General features: G+C 70.5%; 15 protein-coding genes. 7 read left to right on the top strand and 8 right to left on the bottom strand.

Annotated elements, in window-relative coordinates; all coding sequences use genetic code 11:
* Nucleotides 1-140: 140 nt before the first annotated feature.
* The gene (locus ABEA43_RS06705; protein WP_345559713.1) at nucleotides 141-734 is read right to left on the bottom strand and encodes an ABC transporter permease; all 594 of its coding nucleotides are present in this window, start codon (nucleotides 732-734) and stop codon (nucleotides 141-143) included.
* Nucleotides 735-790: 56 nt separating this feature from the next.
* A complete protein-coding gene (locus ABEA43_RS06700) occupies nucleotides 791-1813 on the bottom strand; it encodes a medium chain dehydrogenase/reductase family protein (protein WP_345559712.1) in 1023 nt (340 codons plus the stop codon).
* Between the two features lie 103 nt (nucleotides 1814-1916).
* Between ABEA43_RS06700 and ABEA43_RS06695 the strand changes: the two genes are divergently transcribed.
* On the top strand, nucleotides 1917-2561 hold the full coding sequence (locus ABEA43_RS06695; protein ID WP_345559711.1) for a TetR/AcrR family transcriptional regulator: 645 nt from the start codon (nucleotides 1917-1919) through the stop codon (nucleotides 2559-2561).
* A 1-nt stretch (nucleotide 2562) separates the two neighbouring features.
* Here ABEA43_RS06695 and ABEA43_RS06690 read toward each other — a convergent pair whose 3' ends face one another.
* A complete protein-coding gene (locus ABEA43_RS06690; RefSeq protein WP_345559710.1) occupies nucleotides 2563-3153 on the bottom strand; it encodes a hypothetical protein in 591 nt (196 codons plus the stop codon).
* A 34-nt stretch (nucleotides 3154-3187) separates the two neighbouring features.
* Nucleotides 3188-4090 carry an alpha/beta fold hydrolase gene (locus ABEA43_RS06685; RefSeq protein ID WP_345559709.1) on the bottom strand — a complete coding sequence of 301 codons (903 nt, stop codon included), beginning with the start codon at nucleotides 4088-4090 and terminating at the stop codon, nucleotides 3188-3190.
* Nucleotides 4091-4511: 421 nt separating this feature from the next.
* On the opposite strand from ABEA43_RS06685, the gene ABEA43_RS06680 reads away from it, so the two are divergent.
* Together ABEA43_RS06680 and ABEA43_RS06675 are read left to right on the top strand one after the other, a co-directional pair.
* The gene (locus tag ABEA43_RS06680) at nucleotides 4512-5666 is read left to right on the top strand and encodes a sensor histidine kinase (RefSeq protein WP_345559708.1); all 1155 of its coding nucleotides are present in this window, start codon (nucleotides 4512-4514) and stop codon (nucleotides 5664-5666) included.
* Complete coding sequence (locus ABEA43_RS06675; protein ID WP_345559707.1) at nucleotides 5663-6322, top strand: response regulator; 660 nt, start codon at nucleotides 5663-5665, stop codon at nucleotides 6320-6322. The genes ABEA43_RS06680 and ABEA43_RS06675 overlap by 4 nt, the downstream gene beginning before the upstream one ends.
* A gap of 52 nt (nucleotides 6323-6374) precedes the next feature.
* Here the strand turns inward: ABEA43_RS06675 and ABEA43_RS06670 are convergent, their stop codons facing one another.
* Both ABEA43_RS06670 and ABEA43_RS06665 read right to left on the bottom strand, forming a co-directional pair.
* Nucleotides 6375-6956 (bottom strand): TetR/AcrR family transcriptional regulator, encoded by a 582-nt coding sequence (locus tag ABEA43_RS06670; protein WP_345559706.1) that lies wholly within the window; start codon nucleotides 6954-6956, stop codon nucleotides 6375-6377.
* Complete coding sequence (locus ABEA43_RS06665; RefSeq protein ID WP_345559705.1) at nucleotides 6943-8373, bottom strand: FAD-dependent monooxygenase; 1431 nt, start codon at nucleotides 8371-8373, stop codon at nucleotides 6943-6945. Before ABEA43_RS06665 ends, ABEA43_RS06670 begins: the two co-directional genes overlap by 14 nt.
* An 89-nt stretch (nucleotides 8374-8462) precedes the next feature.
* On the opposite strand from ABEA43_RS06665, the gene ABEA43_RS06660 reads away from it, so the two are divergent.
* Entirely contained in the window at nucleotides 8463-8633 is a 171-nt protein-coding gene (locus ABEA43_RS06660) for a hypothetical protein (protein ID WP_345559704.1), read from the top strand.
* A 12-nt stretch (nucleotides 8634-8645) separates the two neighbouring features.
* Here the strand turns inward: ABEA43_RS06660 and ABEA43_RS06655 are convergent, their stop codons facing one another.
* Together ABEA43_RS06655 and ABEA43_RS06650 are read right to left on the bottom strand one after the other, a co-directional pair.
* Entirely contained in the window at nucleotides 8646-10088 is a 1443-nt protein-coding gene (locus tag ABEA43_RS06655) for a sulfatase-like hydrolase/transferase (RefSeq protein ID WP_345559852.1), read from the bottom strand.
* A 32-nt stretch (nucleotides 10089-10120) separates the two neighbouring features.
* Entirely contained in the window at nucleotides 10121-11581 is a 1461-nt protein-coding gene (locus ABEA43_RS06650) for an ABC transporter substrate-binding protein (protein WP_345559703.1), read from the bottom strand.
* A 139-nt stretch (nucleotides 11582-11720) separates the two neighbouring features.
* Between ABEA43_RS06650 and ABEA43_RS06645 the strand changes: the two genes are divergently transcribed.
* Genes ABEA43_RS06645 through ABEA43_RS06635 form a run of 3 tightly spaced genes read left to right on the top strand, consistent with a single transcriptional unit; the run spans nucleotide 11721 to nucleotide 14544 of the window.
* Nucleotides 11721-12758 carry a LacI family DNA-binding transcriptional regulator gene (locus ABEA43_RS06645; protein ID WP_345559702.1) on the top strand — a complete coding sequence of 346 codons (1038 nt, stop codon included), beginning with the start codon at nucleotides 11721-11723 and terminating at the stop codon, nucleotides 12756-12758.
* Complete coding sequence (locus tag ABEA43_RS06640) at nucleotides 12755-13693, top strand: carbohydrate ABC transporter permease (protein ID WP_345559701.1); 939 nt, start codon at nucleotides 12755-12757, stop codon at nucleotides 13691-13693. Before ABEA43_RS06645 ends, ABEA43_RS06640 begins: the two co-directional genes overlap by 4 nt.
* Nucleotides 13690-14544 carry a carbohydrate ABC transporter permease gene (locus ABEA43_RS06635; protein ID WP_345559700.1) on the top strand — a complete coding sequence of 285 codons (855 nt, stop codon included), beginning with the start codon at nucleotides 13690-13692 and terminating at the stop codon, nucleotides 14542-14544. The genes ABEA43_RS06640 and ABEA43_RS06635 overlap by 4 nt, the downstream gene beginning before the upstream one ends.
* Nucleotides 14545-14579 lie beyond the last annotated feature (35 nt).

Raw genomic sequence — 14579 nt, 5'->3', positions numbered from 1 at the left:
CTCCTGCTGGGTCCTCAGCGCATCCCGCTCGCGTCGCGGAGAATGGTATGGCCGGGGCGAAACTGACACTCCTTGAGGATCGTAAGCTTACACCTCAAGCATTCATTGCATGCAGTGCAACTTCAAGTGTCGACGCCTTGTCAGCGGGCGGCCGCGATGCGGCGGAGCTCGAGGACGGACGCGACCGCATAGCCACCACCGCCCGCGACGGCGAGGACCCAGAACAGACCCGGGGTGCCGAGCAGGAGCGCGGCCGTCGAGACCAGCGCGAGCCAGGTCCCGAGTACGTAGTGCAGGACGTTGCGGCGGGCGGCGCCTTCTGCGAGATAGAGCAGGCCGACCACGAAGCCGGAGCCGGCGGGCCACAGCATGGTCTGCAGCTCGGGCACGCCCAGGGCGCCGGTCAGGCCGGTGATCGCGAGGTAGAGCCCGGCGAAGGCGCTGATCCAGGAGAGGCCGAGGAGCTTGCCGGACAGGACGTCGGCCTGGCCGGCGCCGCGCTGGGCGCGGGTGGCGGCGAGCGTGGCGAAGACGGTGCCGACCGCGAGTCCGGTGCCGAGCAGGGCCATCGGCAGCCAGCCCGGTAGGGCGACCAGCGGGTCTGCGCCGCCGGCGATCGCATTGGCGCCGTGCCCGAGGACGTACGCCAGTCCGAAACTGACGTAGGTGGCGCGGTTGTCGACCTCGCCGGAGCGGGTGGCGTTGATCGGGGCGGGGAGCTCGATGGTGGTCATGGCTGATGCCTCCGTGAGGGGCCGGTGAGGTGAGTCAGGGGATGGCGAGAGGACGCCTACGGGACGATGACGACCTTGCCGGCGACGGTGCGGGACTCGGCCAGGGCCAGCGCCGCGCCGGCGTCGGCCAGCGGGAACTCCGCTGCGATCTTCGGGGTGAGCACGCCGTCGGCCACCAGGCGCAGCACCTGGGTGAGGTCTTCGCGCAGCCGGGCCCGGAAGGTGTTCAGGTGGCGCTTGCCGGCCCAGAAGTTGTAGAAGTGTGCGCTCTTGCCGTTGGGCAGGTGGTTCCAGGCGGCCAGCCGGGCGAACGACTTCAGGACCGGGAGCTGGGAGTTGCCGTCCTCGTCCTTGGTGGCCGCGGTGCCGTAGGACACGAGGGTCCCGCCGCGGCGCACCAGCCGCCAGGACTCTTCCAGGCCGGCGCCGCCGACGTGGTCGAAGACCGCGTCCACGCCGTCCGGCGCGAGCTCGTGGATCTTGCGGTACATGTCCGGGTCGCGGTAGTCGACCGGGGTCGCGCCCAGGTCGCGCAGCAGCTCGTGGTGCCGGGCCGACGCGGTGCCGATCACCGTGATGCCGGCGTGCCGGGCCAGTTGCACCAGCGTGGAGCCGACGCCGCCGTTGGCGCCGAGCACGACGATCGTCGAGCCGGGCTGGGCGGCGGCGGTGCGGTGCAGCATCTGCCAGGCCGTGATCCCGTTGACGGCGACGGTCACCGCGTCGGCCGGGCTGACGCCCTCCGGCACGGGCACCAGGTCCGCGGCGTCGATCAGCAGCGCGCTCGCCCAGCCGCCGATCTTGGTCACCGCGGCGTAGCGGCGGCCGACCATCGCGGCGTCCACGCCCTCGCCGGCGGCGCTCACCGTGCCGACCACGTCGTAGCCCGGCACGAAGGGGAAGGCCGGCTGGTCGTAGTACTTGCCGCGGCGCATCTGCTGCTCGGCGAACGACACGCCGGTCGCCTCCATCCGCAGGACGACCTGCCCCTGGGCGGGCGCCGCCAGGTCGCGGGTGCGGACCTGCAGTCCGCCGGTCTCGACCTTGCCGGGCAGGACGACTTCGGTGGTGCTGTTCATGCGCTTCTCCTGAGCCGTTGTGATTACAGCCGTAAGATTACGCACGTTAGCCATGGAGAAGCAAGGGCTAACGGACGTAAGTTTTCGGGTGTAAGCTGACGGCATGACAGACAACTCGACCGGCTCCGTCCGCGCCCGCAACCGCAGGGGCGAGGGCGCACGCCTGCGTGACGAGATCGTGGCCGCCGCGGTGGAACTGCTCGACGAGACCGGCGACGAGGGCACCATCAGCCTGCGGTCGGTCGCCCGCCGGGCGGGGATCGCGGCGCCGTCGATCTACCGGCACTTCCCCGATCAACCGACCATCATGCTGGCGGTGGTGCAGCAGGCTTTCGCGGAGCTGGAAGCGAAGTTGCGCGTCGCGCTCGACGCCGCGGGCGACGATCCCCGGCACCGCTTGTACGCCGTCTGCGACGGCTACCTGGATTTCGCCCAAGGGCATCCCGAGCGCTACCGCACGATGTTCGGTGGTCTGTGGATGCCCGCGCTGGACGAGACCTCTCTGACGGCGGCCGATATGGCCGCGCTGGGCGACGGGTGCATGGCGCTGCTGCGCGAAGTGATGGACGAGTGCGTCGCCGCGGGCCACGCCACCAGCACCGACCTCTCCGCCGACACGGTCGCGCTGTGGCTGGGCCTGCACGGCCTGGCTCACCAGCGAGCGGTGACCGTCGCCTTCCCGTGGCCGCCGGACATCGCCCGGCGCCTGATCACCGCGCTGGCGCATCTCGACGACGCGGGCGAGTAGATCAGGCGGGCCACGCGAGGCGGTCGTGCACGAGCCGCCGCTGGTGAGCGGGGATACGCCGGGCGTCCAGGGCCCGTCGCAGCAGGCCGGCATCGAACCCGTGCGTACCCAGGTGGTCGAGGAGCGGGTCGTATCGATCGGCCCGGTCTCGCAGGAGCTCGCTGACCAGTCTGAGCTCCAGCCGGACCGCCGGCACCTGGTGCGAGCCGCAGGCGATCAGCACGTAGTGCCGCCATGGTCCGCTGCCCACTTCGATGTCGTCAGAATCGGCTCGCTGCTCGATCGTGCTGAGCTCCAGTTCGGCCCCGTTGACCTCGTATCTGGCGAAGTATTGCGCGGATACGGGGATCCAGGCGGCGGGATACAGGCAGGGAAACGCTGAGAGTGCCGCGCCGAACGCGTCCACGTCCTCTCGGCGGCCGAGCAGGAGGTCGATGTCCCCCACGGGGAGGGTGACGCCTTGCAGGAGCGCGGCGCTCGTGCCGCACACGCGATACGCCACGTCGGCGCCGGCGGCTTCGAGTGCGGCGAGCGCCAGGTCCAAGGTGGTCGTTACTTCCGTCAGGTTCAGCGATCGCGTTCCGGAGCCCATGCGGATCAACGTAACAACCGTACGGGGGCGCGCGTCAGGCGCCGGCGACCTGCGCGGCGACGCGCTCGATGGCCTTGACGGCGACCTCGGGCTGGTCGAGGTAGATGTAGTGCTCGCTCTTGGCGGCCGTGCTCAGCTTGCTGCTGCCGGACAGCGCGAGCCACTTGCGCTGGCCCGCGGTCCACGCCTGCTCCAGGCGCGGCCCGTACGTGGGGAGGGCCGCGAGGTACGGCTTCCCATGCTTGATGATCTCCACCGGGATGTCCCCGGCCGAACGGACCTTGCCGTCGGTGATGACCAGCTTCTCCGGGTTCTCTCCCTGGAAGATCGCGAGGTTCTGGGCGCGCAGCTCGGCCGCAGGACCCTTGGCGGACTCGGGGATCGCCTTCGCGATGTCGCCGGACATCGTGGGTGACGTGGCGTCCAGCAGGACCAGCCCCTTGACCCTGTCCTGGTGGTCGGGGGCGTACCTGGCGGCGACCAGCCCGCCCAGCGAGTGCCCGGCCAGGACGACCGGGTGGTCACCGGCGACCTGGTCGAGCACGCCGGTCAGGATCTTTCCGATGCCGGCGAAGCTCTGCGGGCCGTCCGGCTTGTCGCTCGCGCCAGCGCCGAGCCGGTCGTAGGAGCAGACCCGGTTCTTCGCGCTCAGCGTCTTCTGGATGGGGGCCAGCTTGTCCAGCCCGTCTCCCCCACCGTGCAGCAGGACGATGACCGGCTTGCCGTCCGCCGCGTCGCCCGAGCAGGACACGTTCACCTTCCGGCCGGCGACGTCGATCTTCTTGGTTCCGGTGATCAGGTCGGCCCCGGCCTTCTTCGTCGCGGCGGCGAACGGGTCCCAGTCGTCCGCCGCGTCGGCGTCACAGCCGGCGACTCCGGCGCCGAGCACGGTGCAGCACAGTGCGGCCACCACGGATGCCTTGAACTTGCGGAGCATGAGGTCCTCCAGTGAGAGAAGTGACGCGGCCCGGGGGTGCCGTGGCCACACCGCAACGCTATGGAGTCGATCACCTCGAAATCGTCACCAATCTGAGGACATTGCCCGGTAGCTCGCATGGGGGACAAAGGCACTGCGGCCGGCACGTGGAGGCGGCGCGATCGGTTGTCCCCCGTGCGAGCTACCGGCGAGTGTCCACCCTGCGGTGACGATTCGGCGGCCCTGATTCCCTAGCGTTCGGCGTAGCCGTGGCGTCCGGGCCGCGGAATCTCGCAAGGGAGTCGTCATGCGACTGCTGAATCGTGGCGGTCTCCTTCGCCCGCGGCATGACCATCGTGTCCACGTGGCCGGCCTGCCGGCGCGGCGACCAGGCCCCTCACCGGCTCGGCGGCCGGACCGGCACGACCGCTACGCTCTCCCGATGACCGATCTCCGGCGATTTCCGGACCTGTGGAGGCGGTGCGACGTCACGGTCCGGGACTCCCCGCTCGCCCTGCTGCTCATCGTCGCATCGTTCCTGCCGGTGTTCCACGGTCATGAGACGCAGGTCGGCGACCTTCCGGCCCGCCCGTTCGACGCGCTGGCCATCGTGGCGATGGCCCTCGAATGCCTCCCCCTCGCCGTGCGCCGACGGTGGCCGGCCGCCTGCCTCGCCCTGGTGACGCTCGGCTTCGTGATCGCCGAGCTCGGCAGCTACCACATGGTCGCGAGCACCGCGCTGGCCTTCGCCGTGGTGAGCGCGGGCGCCCATCTGGAACATCACCGGCGCGTCACCGTGGTCGTCCTGTCCGCGGCGTACGTGTCGCTGGCCGTCACGCTCGACCGGTTCGGCTCGACCGAGGGCCTGGATGGATTCGCGGCGTTCTATGTGGGGCTGGCCGTCGCGTGGGGCATCGGTTCCTGGCTGCGTTCCAGCCGGGCCGCCGAGGCCGAGCGCCGCCGCCACATCGCCGAGGCCACCCGCGTCGCCGAACGCACCCGCATCGCCCGCGAGCTCCACGACGTCGTGACCCACCACGTGACCGCGATGGTCGTGCAGGCCGAGGCGGCACGCTACCTGACCGCCGTACCCGATCGGCTCGACACGACCCTGAGCGCCGTCACCGACACCGGCCGGCGGGCCATCACCGACCTGCGGCACCTGCTCGACCTGCTCAACCCCGACCACGACACCGACGTACGCACGCCGTCCGTCGGCGATCTCCACGCGCTCGTCGAGCAGACGCGCCAGGCCGGGCAGCCGCTGGAGTTCGCCGAGGAGGGCAGCCCGGCGGAGCCGGCCGGCAGCGCCGAGTTCGTCGCCTATCGGGTCGTGCAGGAAGCCCTGACGAACGCGCTCAAATACGCCCACGGCAGCCGTACTGTGGTTGCCGTGCGCTATGGGATGAGAGAGATCACCGTGGAGGTCAGCACCGATGGTTCCGGCTCGCGGACCGGCGCTCTCGGCGGGAGCGGGCGGGGCCTGTCCGGGCTCCGTCAGCGGGTCGAGGCTCTGGACGGCGAGTTCGGCGCGGACCGGCGGGCCGACGGCGGCTTCGTCGTACGGGCGCACATCCCCGCGGGGAGCCGGTCGTGACCGCACCGGTCCGGGTGCTGATCTGCGATGACCAGGCGCTGATCCGCACCGGGTTCTCGACGATCATCGGTGCGCAGCCCGACCTGGAGGTGGTGGGCGAGTGCGGGGACGGTCAGGCCGCGGTGGACCTCGCCCGCCGGCTGGACCCGGACATCGTGGTGATGGACATCCGGATGCCGGTGCTCGACGGCATCGAGGCGACCCGCCTGCTGGCCGGCGCCGGAGTGGCGCATCCGGTCAAGGTGCTCGTGGTGACGACGTTCAACCTGGACGAGTACGTGTACGAGGCCCTGCGCGCGGGGGCGAGCGGGTTCCTGCTCAAGGACGCCCCGCCGTCGCAGCTGCTGCAGGGCATCCGCACCGTCGCGACCGGCGCCGCGCTGCTGGCGCCCGAGGTGACGCGGCAGCTCGTCGGCAAGTACGCGGCGCGGATCCGGCCCGCCGAGGGCACGCCGGACGACATCGCGCTGGCCCCGCGCGAGCTGGAGGTCCTGCGCCTCATCGCCAACGGCCTGTCCAACAGCGAGATCGCCGCGACGCTGGTGATCAGCCAGGAGACCGTCAAGACGTACGTGTCGCGCATCCTCACCAAGCTCGACCTGCGTGACCGCGTGCAGGCGGTGGTCTACGCCTACCGCAGGGGCCTGGTGACCTAGGCGGTGGACGACCTCGCCTCACATGTAAGCACGAGAGGCGGGGTACCGAGGGTCAGGTCGCCGCCAGCCCCTGATGACGGGCCAGGAGGGTGCGGATGGCGGTGCGGATCAGCTCCCCGGGGGATTCCGGGACGCCGGTGGTCAGGGCGGTGAACAAGATGCCCAGGACGCTCATTTCGAGCAGCAGGGCGTCGTCCTGGCCGAGCTCGATCCCGGCGGCGTGGCATTGACGGACGATGAGCAGGCATCGGCTGTGCAGAGCGTCGGTCAGCATGAGCCGTAGCCGGGGATTGCGGGTGCTCTCCAGGTGCAGCTCGAACAGCGCCAGCGGATCGTGGCGGCCGTCGGCCAGCATGCCGGTCAGGACGCCGGCCAGGGCTTCCTCCAGGTCGGCCGGCGAGATCGGCCGAATGGTGTAAGCGCCCACGCGTTCGTCGAGCCGGTGGGCGATCCGCTCGATGACCCCGTCGAGCAGCGCGTCGCGCGTGCGAAAGTAGCGCGACGTGGTGCCGGCCGGTTCGGCGGCTGCGGTGTCGACGGCCCGGTGGGTCAGCCCGCGTGAGCCCTGCTCGGCCAGGACGGCGATGGCCGCGTCCGCGAGGTGGTGGCGGCGCTGCGGGTTAGGCGGTGGCATGGCGCCCTTCAAGGTCGGTACGGTGTGCCGGGCCACACCATTTCAGCAGAGCCGCTTCGCTGCCGCGGTGATCGCCGGCCCAGGCCACGTACCCGTCGGGGCGGATCAGCGCCGCCTCAGGACCGGTGGCACGGAGCGGCCTGGCCGGTCGCACCCGATCCTGCCAAGGGGCCGGCACGCCGCCGCCGGACAGCAGGACGAACGTGCCCGCGCGCAGCACCTCGTACAGGCGGCCCTGATCCGTCGGGCCGTCCGTGGCGCGGCGGCCGGCCAGCGGGTGGGCGTCCTGCTCGACGGGCGGATAGGCGAACTCCAGGCCGGACAGCGTGCCGAGGATGCGGCGGCGTCCGGCGCCGGTGCGCAGCAGGGTCGCCATGAGGCGTCGGTTGATCTCCAGGCGCAGTCGTGATCCGCTCAGCACCAGTCCGGTGAGGTGGTCGGTCATGGCCAGGACGGCAGAGCCGACGGGGTGGCGCTCGGCGTGGTAGGTGCCGAGCAGCCAGCTCGGGGCCCAGCCGTGCAGGTCGGCGGCGAGCTTCCAGCCCAGGTTGACGGCGTCCTGGATACCGGTGTTCATGCCCTGGCCGCCGATGGGCGAGTTCACGTGGGCGGCGTCGCCGATCAGGAAGACCCGGCCCGATCGATAGTGGCGGGCCTGGCGGCGTTCGGCGGTGAAGCGGGAGAACCAGCGTGGCTCGCTCATGTCGTAGTCGGTGCCGGCGATGCTTCGGAAGGCCTCGCGGACCCTGGTGAAATCTGGGTCCCTCTCCTCTTTGCGTAGCCACGCGCCGACGCGGAACCAGCCGTCGCCGAACGGGAGGGTCACGACCACGCCCTCCGTGCCGACCTGCGTGATGGGCGGCGGCTCGGAGGCGGGGATGCGGACGTCGGCCAGGAGCATGGGCAGGCTGTAGGCCGCGCCGGCGAATCCCACGTCCACCAGGTCTCGGACGGTGCTGTGGGCGCCGTCGGCACCGATGACATAGCGGGCGGCCAGCTCCGTCCCGTCCGCGAGCTTCAGCCGTACGGACTCCGCGCCCTGGGTCAGGCCGACGACGTCGGCGTGGTGGCGGATCTCCACGCCCAGGTCGGTGGCGCGCTGCCGGAGGATCTTCTCGGTGCCGTTCTGGGGGACGATCAGCAGCATCGGGTACCGGGTGTCGAGCCGGCCGAAGTCCACCCGTGAGGCGTAGGCCGGGTACACCGTCCTGAGCGGGTTGCCCCGTGCGACCAGCTCGTCGCCCATGCCCCTGGCGTCGAGCAGCTCCAAGGCGCGGGCGTGCAGGCCGAAGGCCCTGGTGATGGTGGATTCGGTGCCGCGCTTGTCCACGATCAGGCAGGACACCCCGGCCAGGGCCAGCTCGCAGGCGGCCATCAGGCCGGCGGGTCCGGCTCCCACGATGACGACATCGTTCATGATTGCCTCCATTCGCTACAAACGTATCGCTACATTTATAGCGCACGATTGACCCCGCCGCGCCGCGCGAGAGCGCTACCGTCACAGGGGTGAACGACGATGACGCCTTCGTCTCCGCGCCGTTGGGCGACGACGCGCTTCTCCTGGGGGTCGGCCTTCAGGTCCTGCTGATCCTCCTCCCGACCGTCATCTGGCTGTCCGTGACGCTGCTGCGTGGCCGCAAGCAGCGCCTCCGGCGGGGGCCGCAGGATCCGGGATGATCGCGCGGTGGGTCAGCGCCAGTTGTGCGGTGTGCGCTTGAGTGTGTACACCGCCTCTGGCAGGTCGTCCCGGACGCGGATCATCCAGCGGGCGAGGTCGGTGGTGAGCCCGGCGCGGACGTCGGCGAGCGCGGGATCGTCGTACCGGTTGTCCAGCTCAGCGGGGTCGGCGTCCAGGTCGTAGAGCTCGCCGGTCCCGCGCTCGTCCAGAAGGAGCTTCCACCGGTCGCGCCGGAGCATCACCGTCGTCCCCGACTGGGTGACGGTGTTGAGCTCGTCGAACGTGCGGCCTTCGTACGGGAAGTGCAGCGGCGGGCGCTCGTCGACGTCGTAGGACAGCCCGCCGAAGCCGCGTTCGCCGTACGCGGTGGCGAACTCCCCGGCCGGACAAGGCGCTCCGGTGAGCAGCGGCCACAGGCTGCGGCCCTGGACGCCGGGCGGGATCTCGACGTCGAGGGCGTCACAGACCGTCGGGAACAGGTCGGCGAGCGAGACGAAGTCGCTCTGATCAGCCATCGCCCGCACCCCGGGCCCGGTCACCGCGAACGGGATGCGCATCAGGCACTCGGCCATGCCCGCGCCCTTGCGTTGCAGGCCGTAGTCGCCGGTGTAGTCGCCGTGGTCGGCGACGAAGAACACCAGCGTGTCCGCCTCCCGCCCGCTCTCACGCAGGTGCGTGAAGAACCGGCGTAGCTGGTCGTCGATGAGCCGGAGCATCCCGCAGTAGTTGGCGCGGTAGCGCCGCCACTCCGCGTCGTAGCCCGGCCGTTTCTCCTCGATCAGCCGGCGCAGCCAGGTGTACATGCCGCCCTTGAGCTCGGCGCCCTCGGGCCCGATCAGCCGATCAGGCACCTGGTCAGGGTCGAAGAGGCTGAAGTACGGCTCCGGCACCTGGTAGGGGTTGTGCGGCTCGGGGAACGACAGCCAGGAGAAGAACGGCCGGTCGGCGGGCGTTTCGTCGATGGCGCTCATCGCGTCGCTGACGATCCGGTACGGAAGCTGGCGCTCCAGCGGGAACGGGGTCGGCTCATGGCTGACCGAGTGGTCGAGCGAGGCCAGCCACTCCTCGAACCGCGTCTCCTCCGGCGTCGCCGCGGCGGCCGGGCCGCGATCATGCCAGTACGGCGCGGCGTACGTGTCGAAGTCGGCGGGCTGCCGGTGGAAATGCGTCTTGCCGGCCAGATGCAGCGCGTACCCGGCGTCACGGAGCACGTCCACCAGGTCGGCGCCGCGCAGCACGTGCTTCGCGGCGCTGTTCTGCCGGACCCGGTGCGCGGACGGGTAGCGTCCGGTGAGCAGGCTGACCCGGGCGGGCACGCACAGCGGGGACGTGGTGTACGCCCGCTCGAACCGGACGCCGGTGCCCATCAGCTCGTCGAGGAAGGGCATGGTGTCCAGGGCGAAACCGCTCGCGGCCGTCCAGCCGGCGCGCTGCTGATCGGTCATGATCAGCACGATGTTCGGTCGGTTCACAGGATGCGTCTCCGCTAGCGCTCGGCGTACATCGACTTGAGGTAGTCCGACTTCGGCTTCCAGTTGGCGAAGGCGAAGTCGTCCAGGCTGACCTGCGCGCCCTTGCTCTTGGCCGCCGCGATCGCCAGATCCCGCTGCTTGGCGCTGTCGCTGGACAGCGTCGTCAACGCCGCGCGGACGTCGGTGACATCGCCGGTGAGCGCACCCTGGACGATGTCCCCGAGGGTGGGCTGCACCGGCTTGGACTCGATCTGCACCCGCTGGACGTCCTTGTTGCCGGCGACCGCCTCGGGGGCGAGGAAGACGCTCTCCCTGAACCAGCCGATCAGCTTCTTGTAGGCGGGATGCGCCTGGGACTTGCCGACGGCGTCGATGTCGCGCGGGGGCTGCGACATGGTCTCGGCCACCTGGCGGGAGAACGCCTCCGTGGTGAAGTAGTCGCCCAACAGGGTGTTCGCCGCCGCGGCCTTCTTGCTCGACGGTGACAGCCAGTAGTCGCCGGCCTGCGGCGCATGATACGTGGCCACGGTGGCGCCCGCCTCAGGCACCAGGATCGGCCCCACGCCCAGCTTCTTCCCGAACTCGGGCGTGTCCTTCAGCGCCACGCCGGGGCACCAGGGGCCGTCGAAGTAGTACGCGGCCAGCCCGGCGGTCCACCGGGCCCGTGCCACGTCGTCGTTCCAGGAGTTCGCCCCCGGCACCAGCACCTTGTCGTCACGCAGCGAGACCAGGAACTCGATCGCGTCGAGGTATTCGTCGGCGTGGAAGGCGAACTCGCCGCTCTTGTACCGGACGCCGAGGCCGCCCTCGAACCCGGCCGCCTGGGCCAGGTCGTGGACCTGCGTGCCGATCCGGTCCGGCATGCCGATGTTCCACACCCAGCCGTACGCGCTGCCGCCGGCCGAGCGCTGCACCGCGCGGGCCGCGTTCCGGAACTCGTCGTAGGTCTTCGGCGGCGCCCCGGGGTCCAGCCCGGCGCGCCCGACCAGCTCCGTGTTGAACCACGGCACCGTGACGTAGACCTGATGGCTGAAGATGGGGAACGCGTAGATCTTGCCGTCGAAGATGTGCAGGCCCTCGACGAGCGAGTCCTGGACCCGGGCCGTCGCCTCGGCGCTGAGGTCGAGCGGCTGCGCCCATCCGGCGGCGACGAGCGCCGCGGGGGGAATGACGAGCCCGGCGTTGGAATGGATGTCCGGCAGCTGGTCGCTCTGCTTGGCCAGTTGCAGCGCCTGGCCCATCTTCGCCGGGTTGTAGTACGTGTACTGGACGGGGACGCCGCCGGGGCTCTTGGCGAACGTACCGAAGATCTGCGCCTTCGCCTTCTGCAGCTGATTCTGGTGATCCCACCAGGTCAGCGAGGCGCCGCCGGCACCGGCGCCGCCACCACCGCCTCCGCCGCACGCACCGGTCGCCGCCACGGCGGCCAGGGTGCCCGCCGCGGAGAGAAACCCTCGCCGAGTCATCGCGCTCATCGGTCCTGCCTCCCACCCCGCGGCCGTGAACGTCTTGTTAACTCATGTTGCCGCGTGGCAAAGTCATTCTTGCCACGCGGCATGCCGCGCGGCAAGACCCTTCTTCAACTCGATGTCATCGGCTTGGAAGTGACCGATTGTGGTGACACAACGTGACGTTGCGCGGCTGGCGGGAGTCTCCGTGCGGACCGTCTCCAACGTCGTGAACAACTTCGCCTACGTGGCGGAGGAGACGCGCGCCCAGGTGCAGCGGGCCCTGGACGAGCTCGACTACCGGCCCAACGTCGCCGCCCGCAACCTGAACAGGGGGAGCTCCAACCTGCTGGCCCTCGTGCTGCCGCTGGACGTGCCGTACTTCACCGAGCTGGCCGCCCACGTGGTGGACCGGGCCGAGGAGCGCGGCTACACGGTGCTCATCGACCGCACGGAAGGGGTCGCGGAGCGGGAGCGGGAGATCGTCATGCGGCGGGACCGGTCGGCCCTCTTCGACGGGTTCATCTTCAGCCCGCTCGGCCTGACCGCCGACGAGCTGCGCCGCTGGCTGGGCAAGTGCCCGGCGGTGATGCTGGGCGAGGTGCGGGTGGACGGCTTCGACCACGTCGCCATCGACGACACGGCCGCCGCCCGGAGCGCCACGGCGCACCTGGTCTCGCTGGGCCGGACCCGGATCGCCGCCATGGGCGTGCCCCACCTGCCGCGTCCGGCGGCCGGCCGGCCGCAGGGACAGACCGCTGCGCATCGGTCGGCCGGATACGAGCAGGCGCTGGCCGAGGCGGGGCTGCCCGTCCGGCCCGAGCTCAGCGTGAAGGTGCGGCGCTACCAGCGCGAGGACGGCCAGCAGGCGATGGAGGGCCTGCTCGACCTGGCGGAGCCGCCGGACGCGGTGTTCTGCTACAACGATCTGCTCGCCATCGGGGCGATGCGGGCGGTGCGGGCGCGCGGCCTGCGGGTGCCGGAGGACGTCGCCGTCGTCGGGTTCGACGGCATCGCCGAGGGCAGGTTCGCCAACCCGTCGCTGACCACCGTCGTGCCCGACAAGGCGCGGATCGCCGAGCTCGCCGTGACCCGCCTGCTGGAGCGCGTCGACGGTGACCAGAGCCCGCCCGCGCAGCTGGAGGCGCCCTGGCGGCTGGTGGTGGACGAGAGCACCACGGGCGTACCCGGGGTGCGCGGATGACGGTGACGCTCTCTCCCCCGCGGACCACCGCCCGCTCGCCCCGACCGCGCGGCACCATGTACATCTGGCTGTTCCTGACCCCGACCGTGCTGCTGTACGGCGCGTTCACCCTCTACCCGATCGTCAGCAGCTACGTGTACTCGCTCACCGACTGGAACGGGTTCGACACCGGCCGGTCGTTCATCGGCGTGGCCAACTACCAGGAGGTCCTCGCCGATCCGATGTTCTGGAGCTCGTTCCGGCTGACGTTGACGTTCATGCTCTTCGCGGTGCCGCTCCAGGTGCTGGCCACCCTGCTGATCGCGATCCTGCTCAACTCGCCCCGCATGCCGCTGCGCAAGCTGTTCAGGACCGCCCTGTTCCTGCCCGTGGTCACCACCACGGCGATCATCGGCGTGGTCATGCAGTTCGTCTTCGACCCGGCGAGCGGCCCGGTGAACCTCGCGTTGCGCGACCTCGGCCTGGTCACGGACGGCATCGACTTCCTCGGGCAGTCGTCCACGGCGCTGGGCACGACGATCGCCGTGTACGTGTGGAAGTGGTTCGGGATCACCCTGGTCTACTGGCTGGCCGCGTTGCAGACCGTGCCGAACGACGTGTACGAGGCGGCCCGGCTCGACGGCGCCGGCGCACTGGCCCTGCTGCGGCACATCACCATGCCGCTGCTCAAGCCGTTCCTGGTCATCATCACCCTGTTGTCGATCGAGGCATCGTTGCAGGTCTTCGACCTCGTCCTGACCATGACCGGGGGCGGCCCGTTCTACTCGACCGAGGTGATCGAGGTCTACATCTACCGGTGGGCCTTCGCCGCGACGATCCCCCGGCTCGGCTACGCCTCCGCGGCCGCCGTCCTGTTCGGGCTGTTCGTCTGCCTCGTCGGGATGCTGCAGCTGCTCGCGATCCGCGCCACCCGCAGGACCAGGAGGGCGGCATGAGCCGGGCCACGCGAACCCGCCGGATCTTGCGCCGGCTGCCCTGGTGGATCGCCGCCGCCGCACTCGCCATCGGCTGCCTGATCTGGATCTACCCCTTCCTGTGGATGGTGTCCGCGTCGCTGAAGACGTCGGCCGAGGTGTTCACCAAGGGGCTCGACCTGCTGCCCGCCGACCCGGCGTGGGCGAACTACGAGCGCGCGTGGGTCGATGCGCAGTTCGGCAAATACCTGCTCAACACCGTGATCGTCACGGTCTGCACGGTGGTGGTGGTCGTCGTCCGGTGCGCCATGGCCGGCTACGTCCTCGCCCGCCACGACTTCCGCGGGCGCCGCATCATCATGGGCGTCCTGGTGGCCACCCTGTTCGTCCCGGCCGGATACACCATCATCCCGGTGATCGACCTCTCCCAGCGGCTCGGCCTGCTGAACTCGCTGACCGGCATGATCCTGGCGCTGTCGGGCGCCGCGAACGTGGCGGCGATCCTGCTCTACGTCGGATATTTCCGCGGCATACCCAAGGAACTGACCGAGAGCGCCCTCATCGACGGCGCCGGATTCGGGACCGTCTTCTTCCGCATCATGCTGCCGCTGGCCAAGCCGGTGACGGCCACGGTCACCGTGCTGACCTTCCTGTCCACCTGGAACGCGTTCTTCCTGCCGCTGGTGTTCACGTTCTCCCGGCCCGATCTGCGCACCGTCAGCGTCGGAATGCTGGCGTTCATCGGTGAGAACGGCACCGACTGGGCCGGCATGGCCGCCGCGGCGACGATCTCGCTGCTGCCGGTCGTCGTGCTGTTCGTCGCCCTGCAGCGGTATTTCGTCGAGGGCATCGCCGGCGCCGTCAAGTCCTGACCGCCTTGTCCCTACGAGCACGTCCCCCTTTGAGA

This window comes from Nonomuraea rosea, assembly GCF_039539705.1.
GTDB lineage: Bacteria > Actinomycetota > Actinomycetes > Streptosporangiales > Streptosporangiaceae > Nonomuraea > Nonomuraea rosea.
Note: the sequence above shows the minus strand (reverse complement) of the source record. Positions and strands in the feature narration are given on the sequence as shown.

Excerpts from the sequence above, each read along its gene's own strand:
- ABEA43_RS06705 (WP_345559713.1), bottom strand. The coding sequence starts at position 734 with ATGACCACCATCGAGCTCCCCGCCCCGATCAACGCCACCCGCTCCGGC.
- ABEA43_RS06700 (WP_345559712.1), bottom strand. The coding sequence starts at position 1,813 with ATGAACAGCACCACCGAAGTCGTCCTGCCCGGCAAGGTCGAGACCGGC.
- ABEA43_RS06695 (WP_345559711.1), top strand. The coding sequence starts at position 1,917 with ATGACAGACAACTCGACCGGCTCCGTCCGCGCCCGCAACCGCAGGGGC.
- ABEA43_RS06690 (WP_345559710.1), bottom strand. The coding sequence starts at position 3,153 with ATGGGCTCCGGAACGCGATCGCTGAACCTGACGGAAGTAACGACCACC.
- ABEA43_RS06685 (WP_345559709.1), bottom strand. The coding sequence starts at position 4,090 with ATGCTCCGCAAGTTCAAGGCATCCGTGGTGGCCGCACTGTGCTGCACC.
- ABEA43_RS06680 (WP_345559708.1), top strand. The coding sequence starts at position 4,512 with ATGACCGATCTCCGGCGATTTCCGGACCTGTGGAGGCGGTGCGACGTC.
- ABEA43_RS06670 (WP_345559706.1), bottom strand. The coding sequence starts at position 6,956 with ATGCCACCGCCTAACCCGCAGCGCCGCCACCACCTCGCGGACGCGGCC.
- ABEA43_RS06665 (WP_345559705.1), bottom strand. The coding sequence starts at position 8,373 with ATGAACGATGTCGTCATCGTGGGAGCCGGACCCGCCGGCCTGATGGCC.
- ABEA43_RS06650 (WP_345559703.1), bottom strand. The coding sequence starts at position 11,581 with ATGAGCGCGATGACTCGGCGAGGGTTTCTCTCCGCGGCGGGCACCCTG.
- ABEA43_RS06640 (WP_345559701.1), top strand. The coding sequence starts at position 12,755 with ATGACGGTGACGCTCTCTCCCCCGCGGACCACCGCCCGCTCGCCCCGA.
- ABEA43_RS06635 (WP_345559700.1), top strand. The coding sequence starts at position 13,690 with ATGAGCCGGGCCACGCGAACCCGCCGGATCTTGCGCCGGCTGCCCTGG.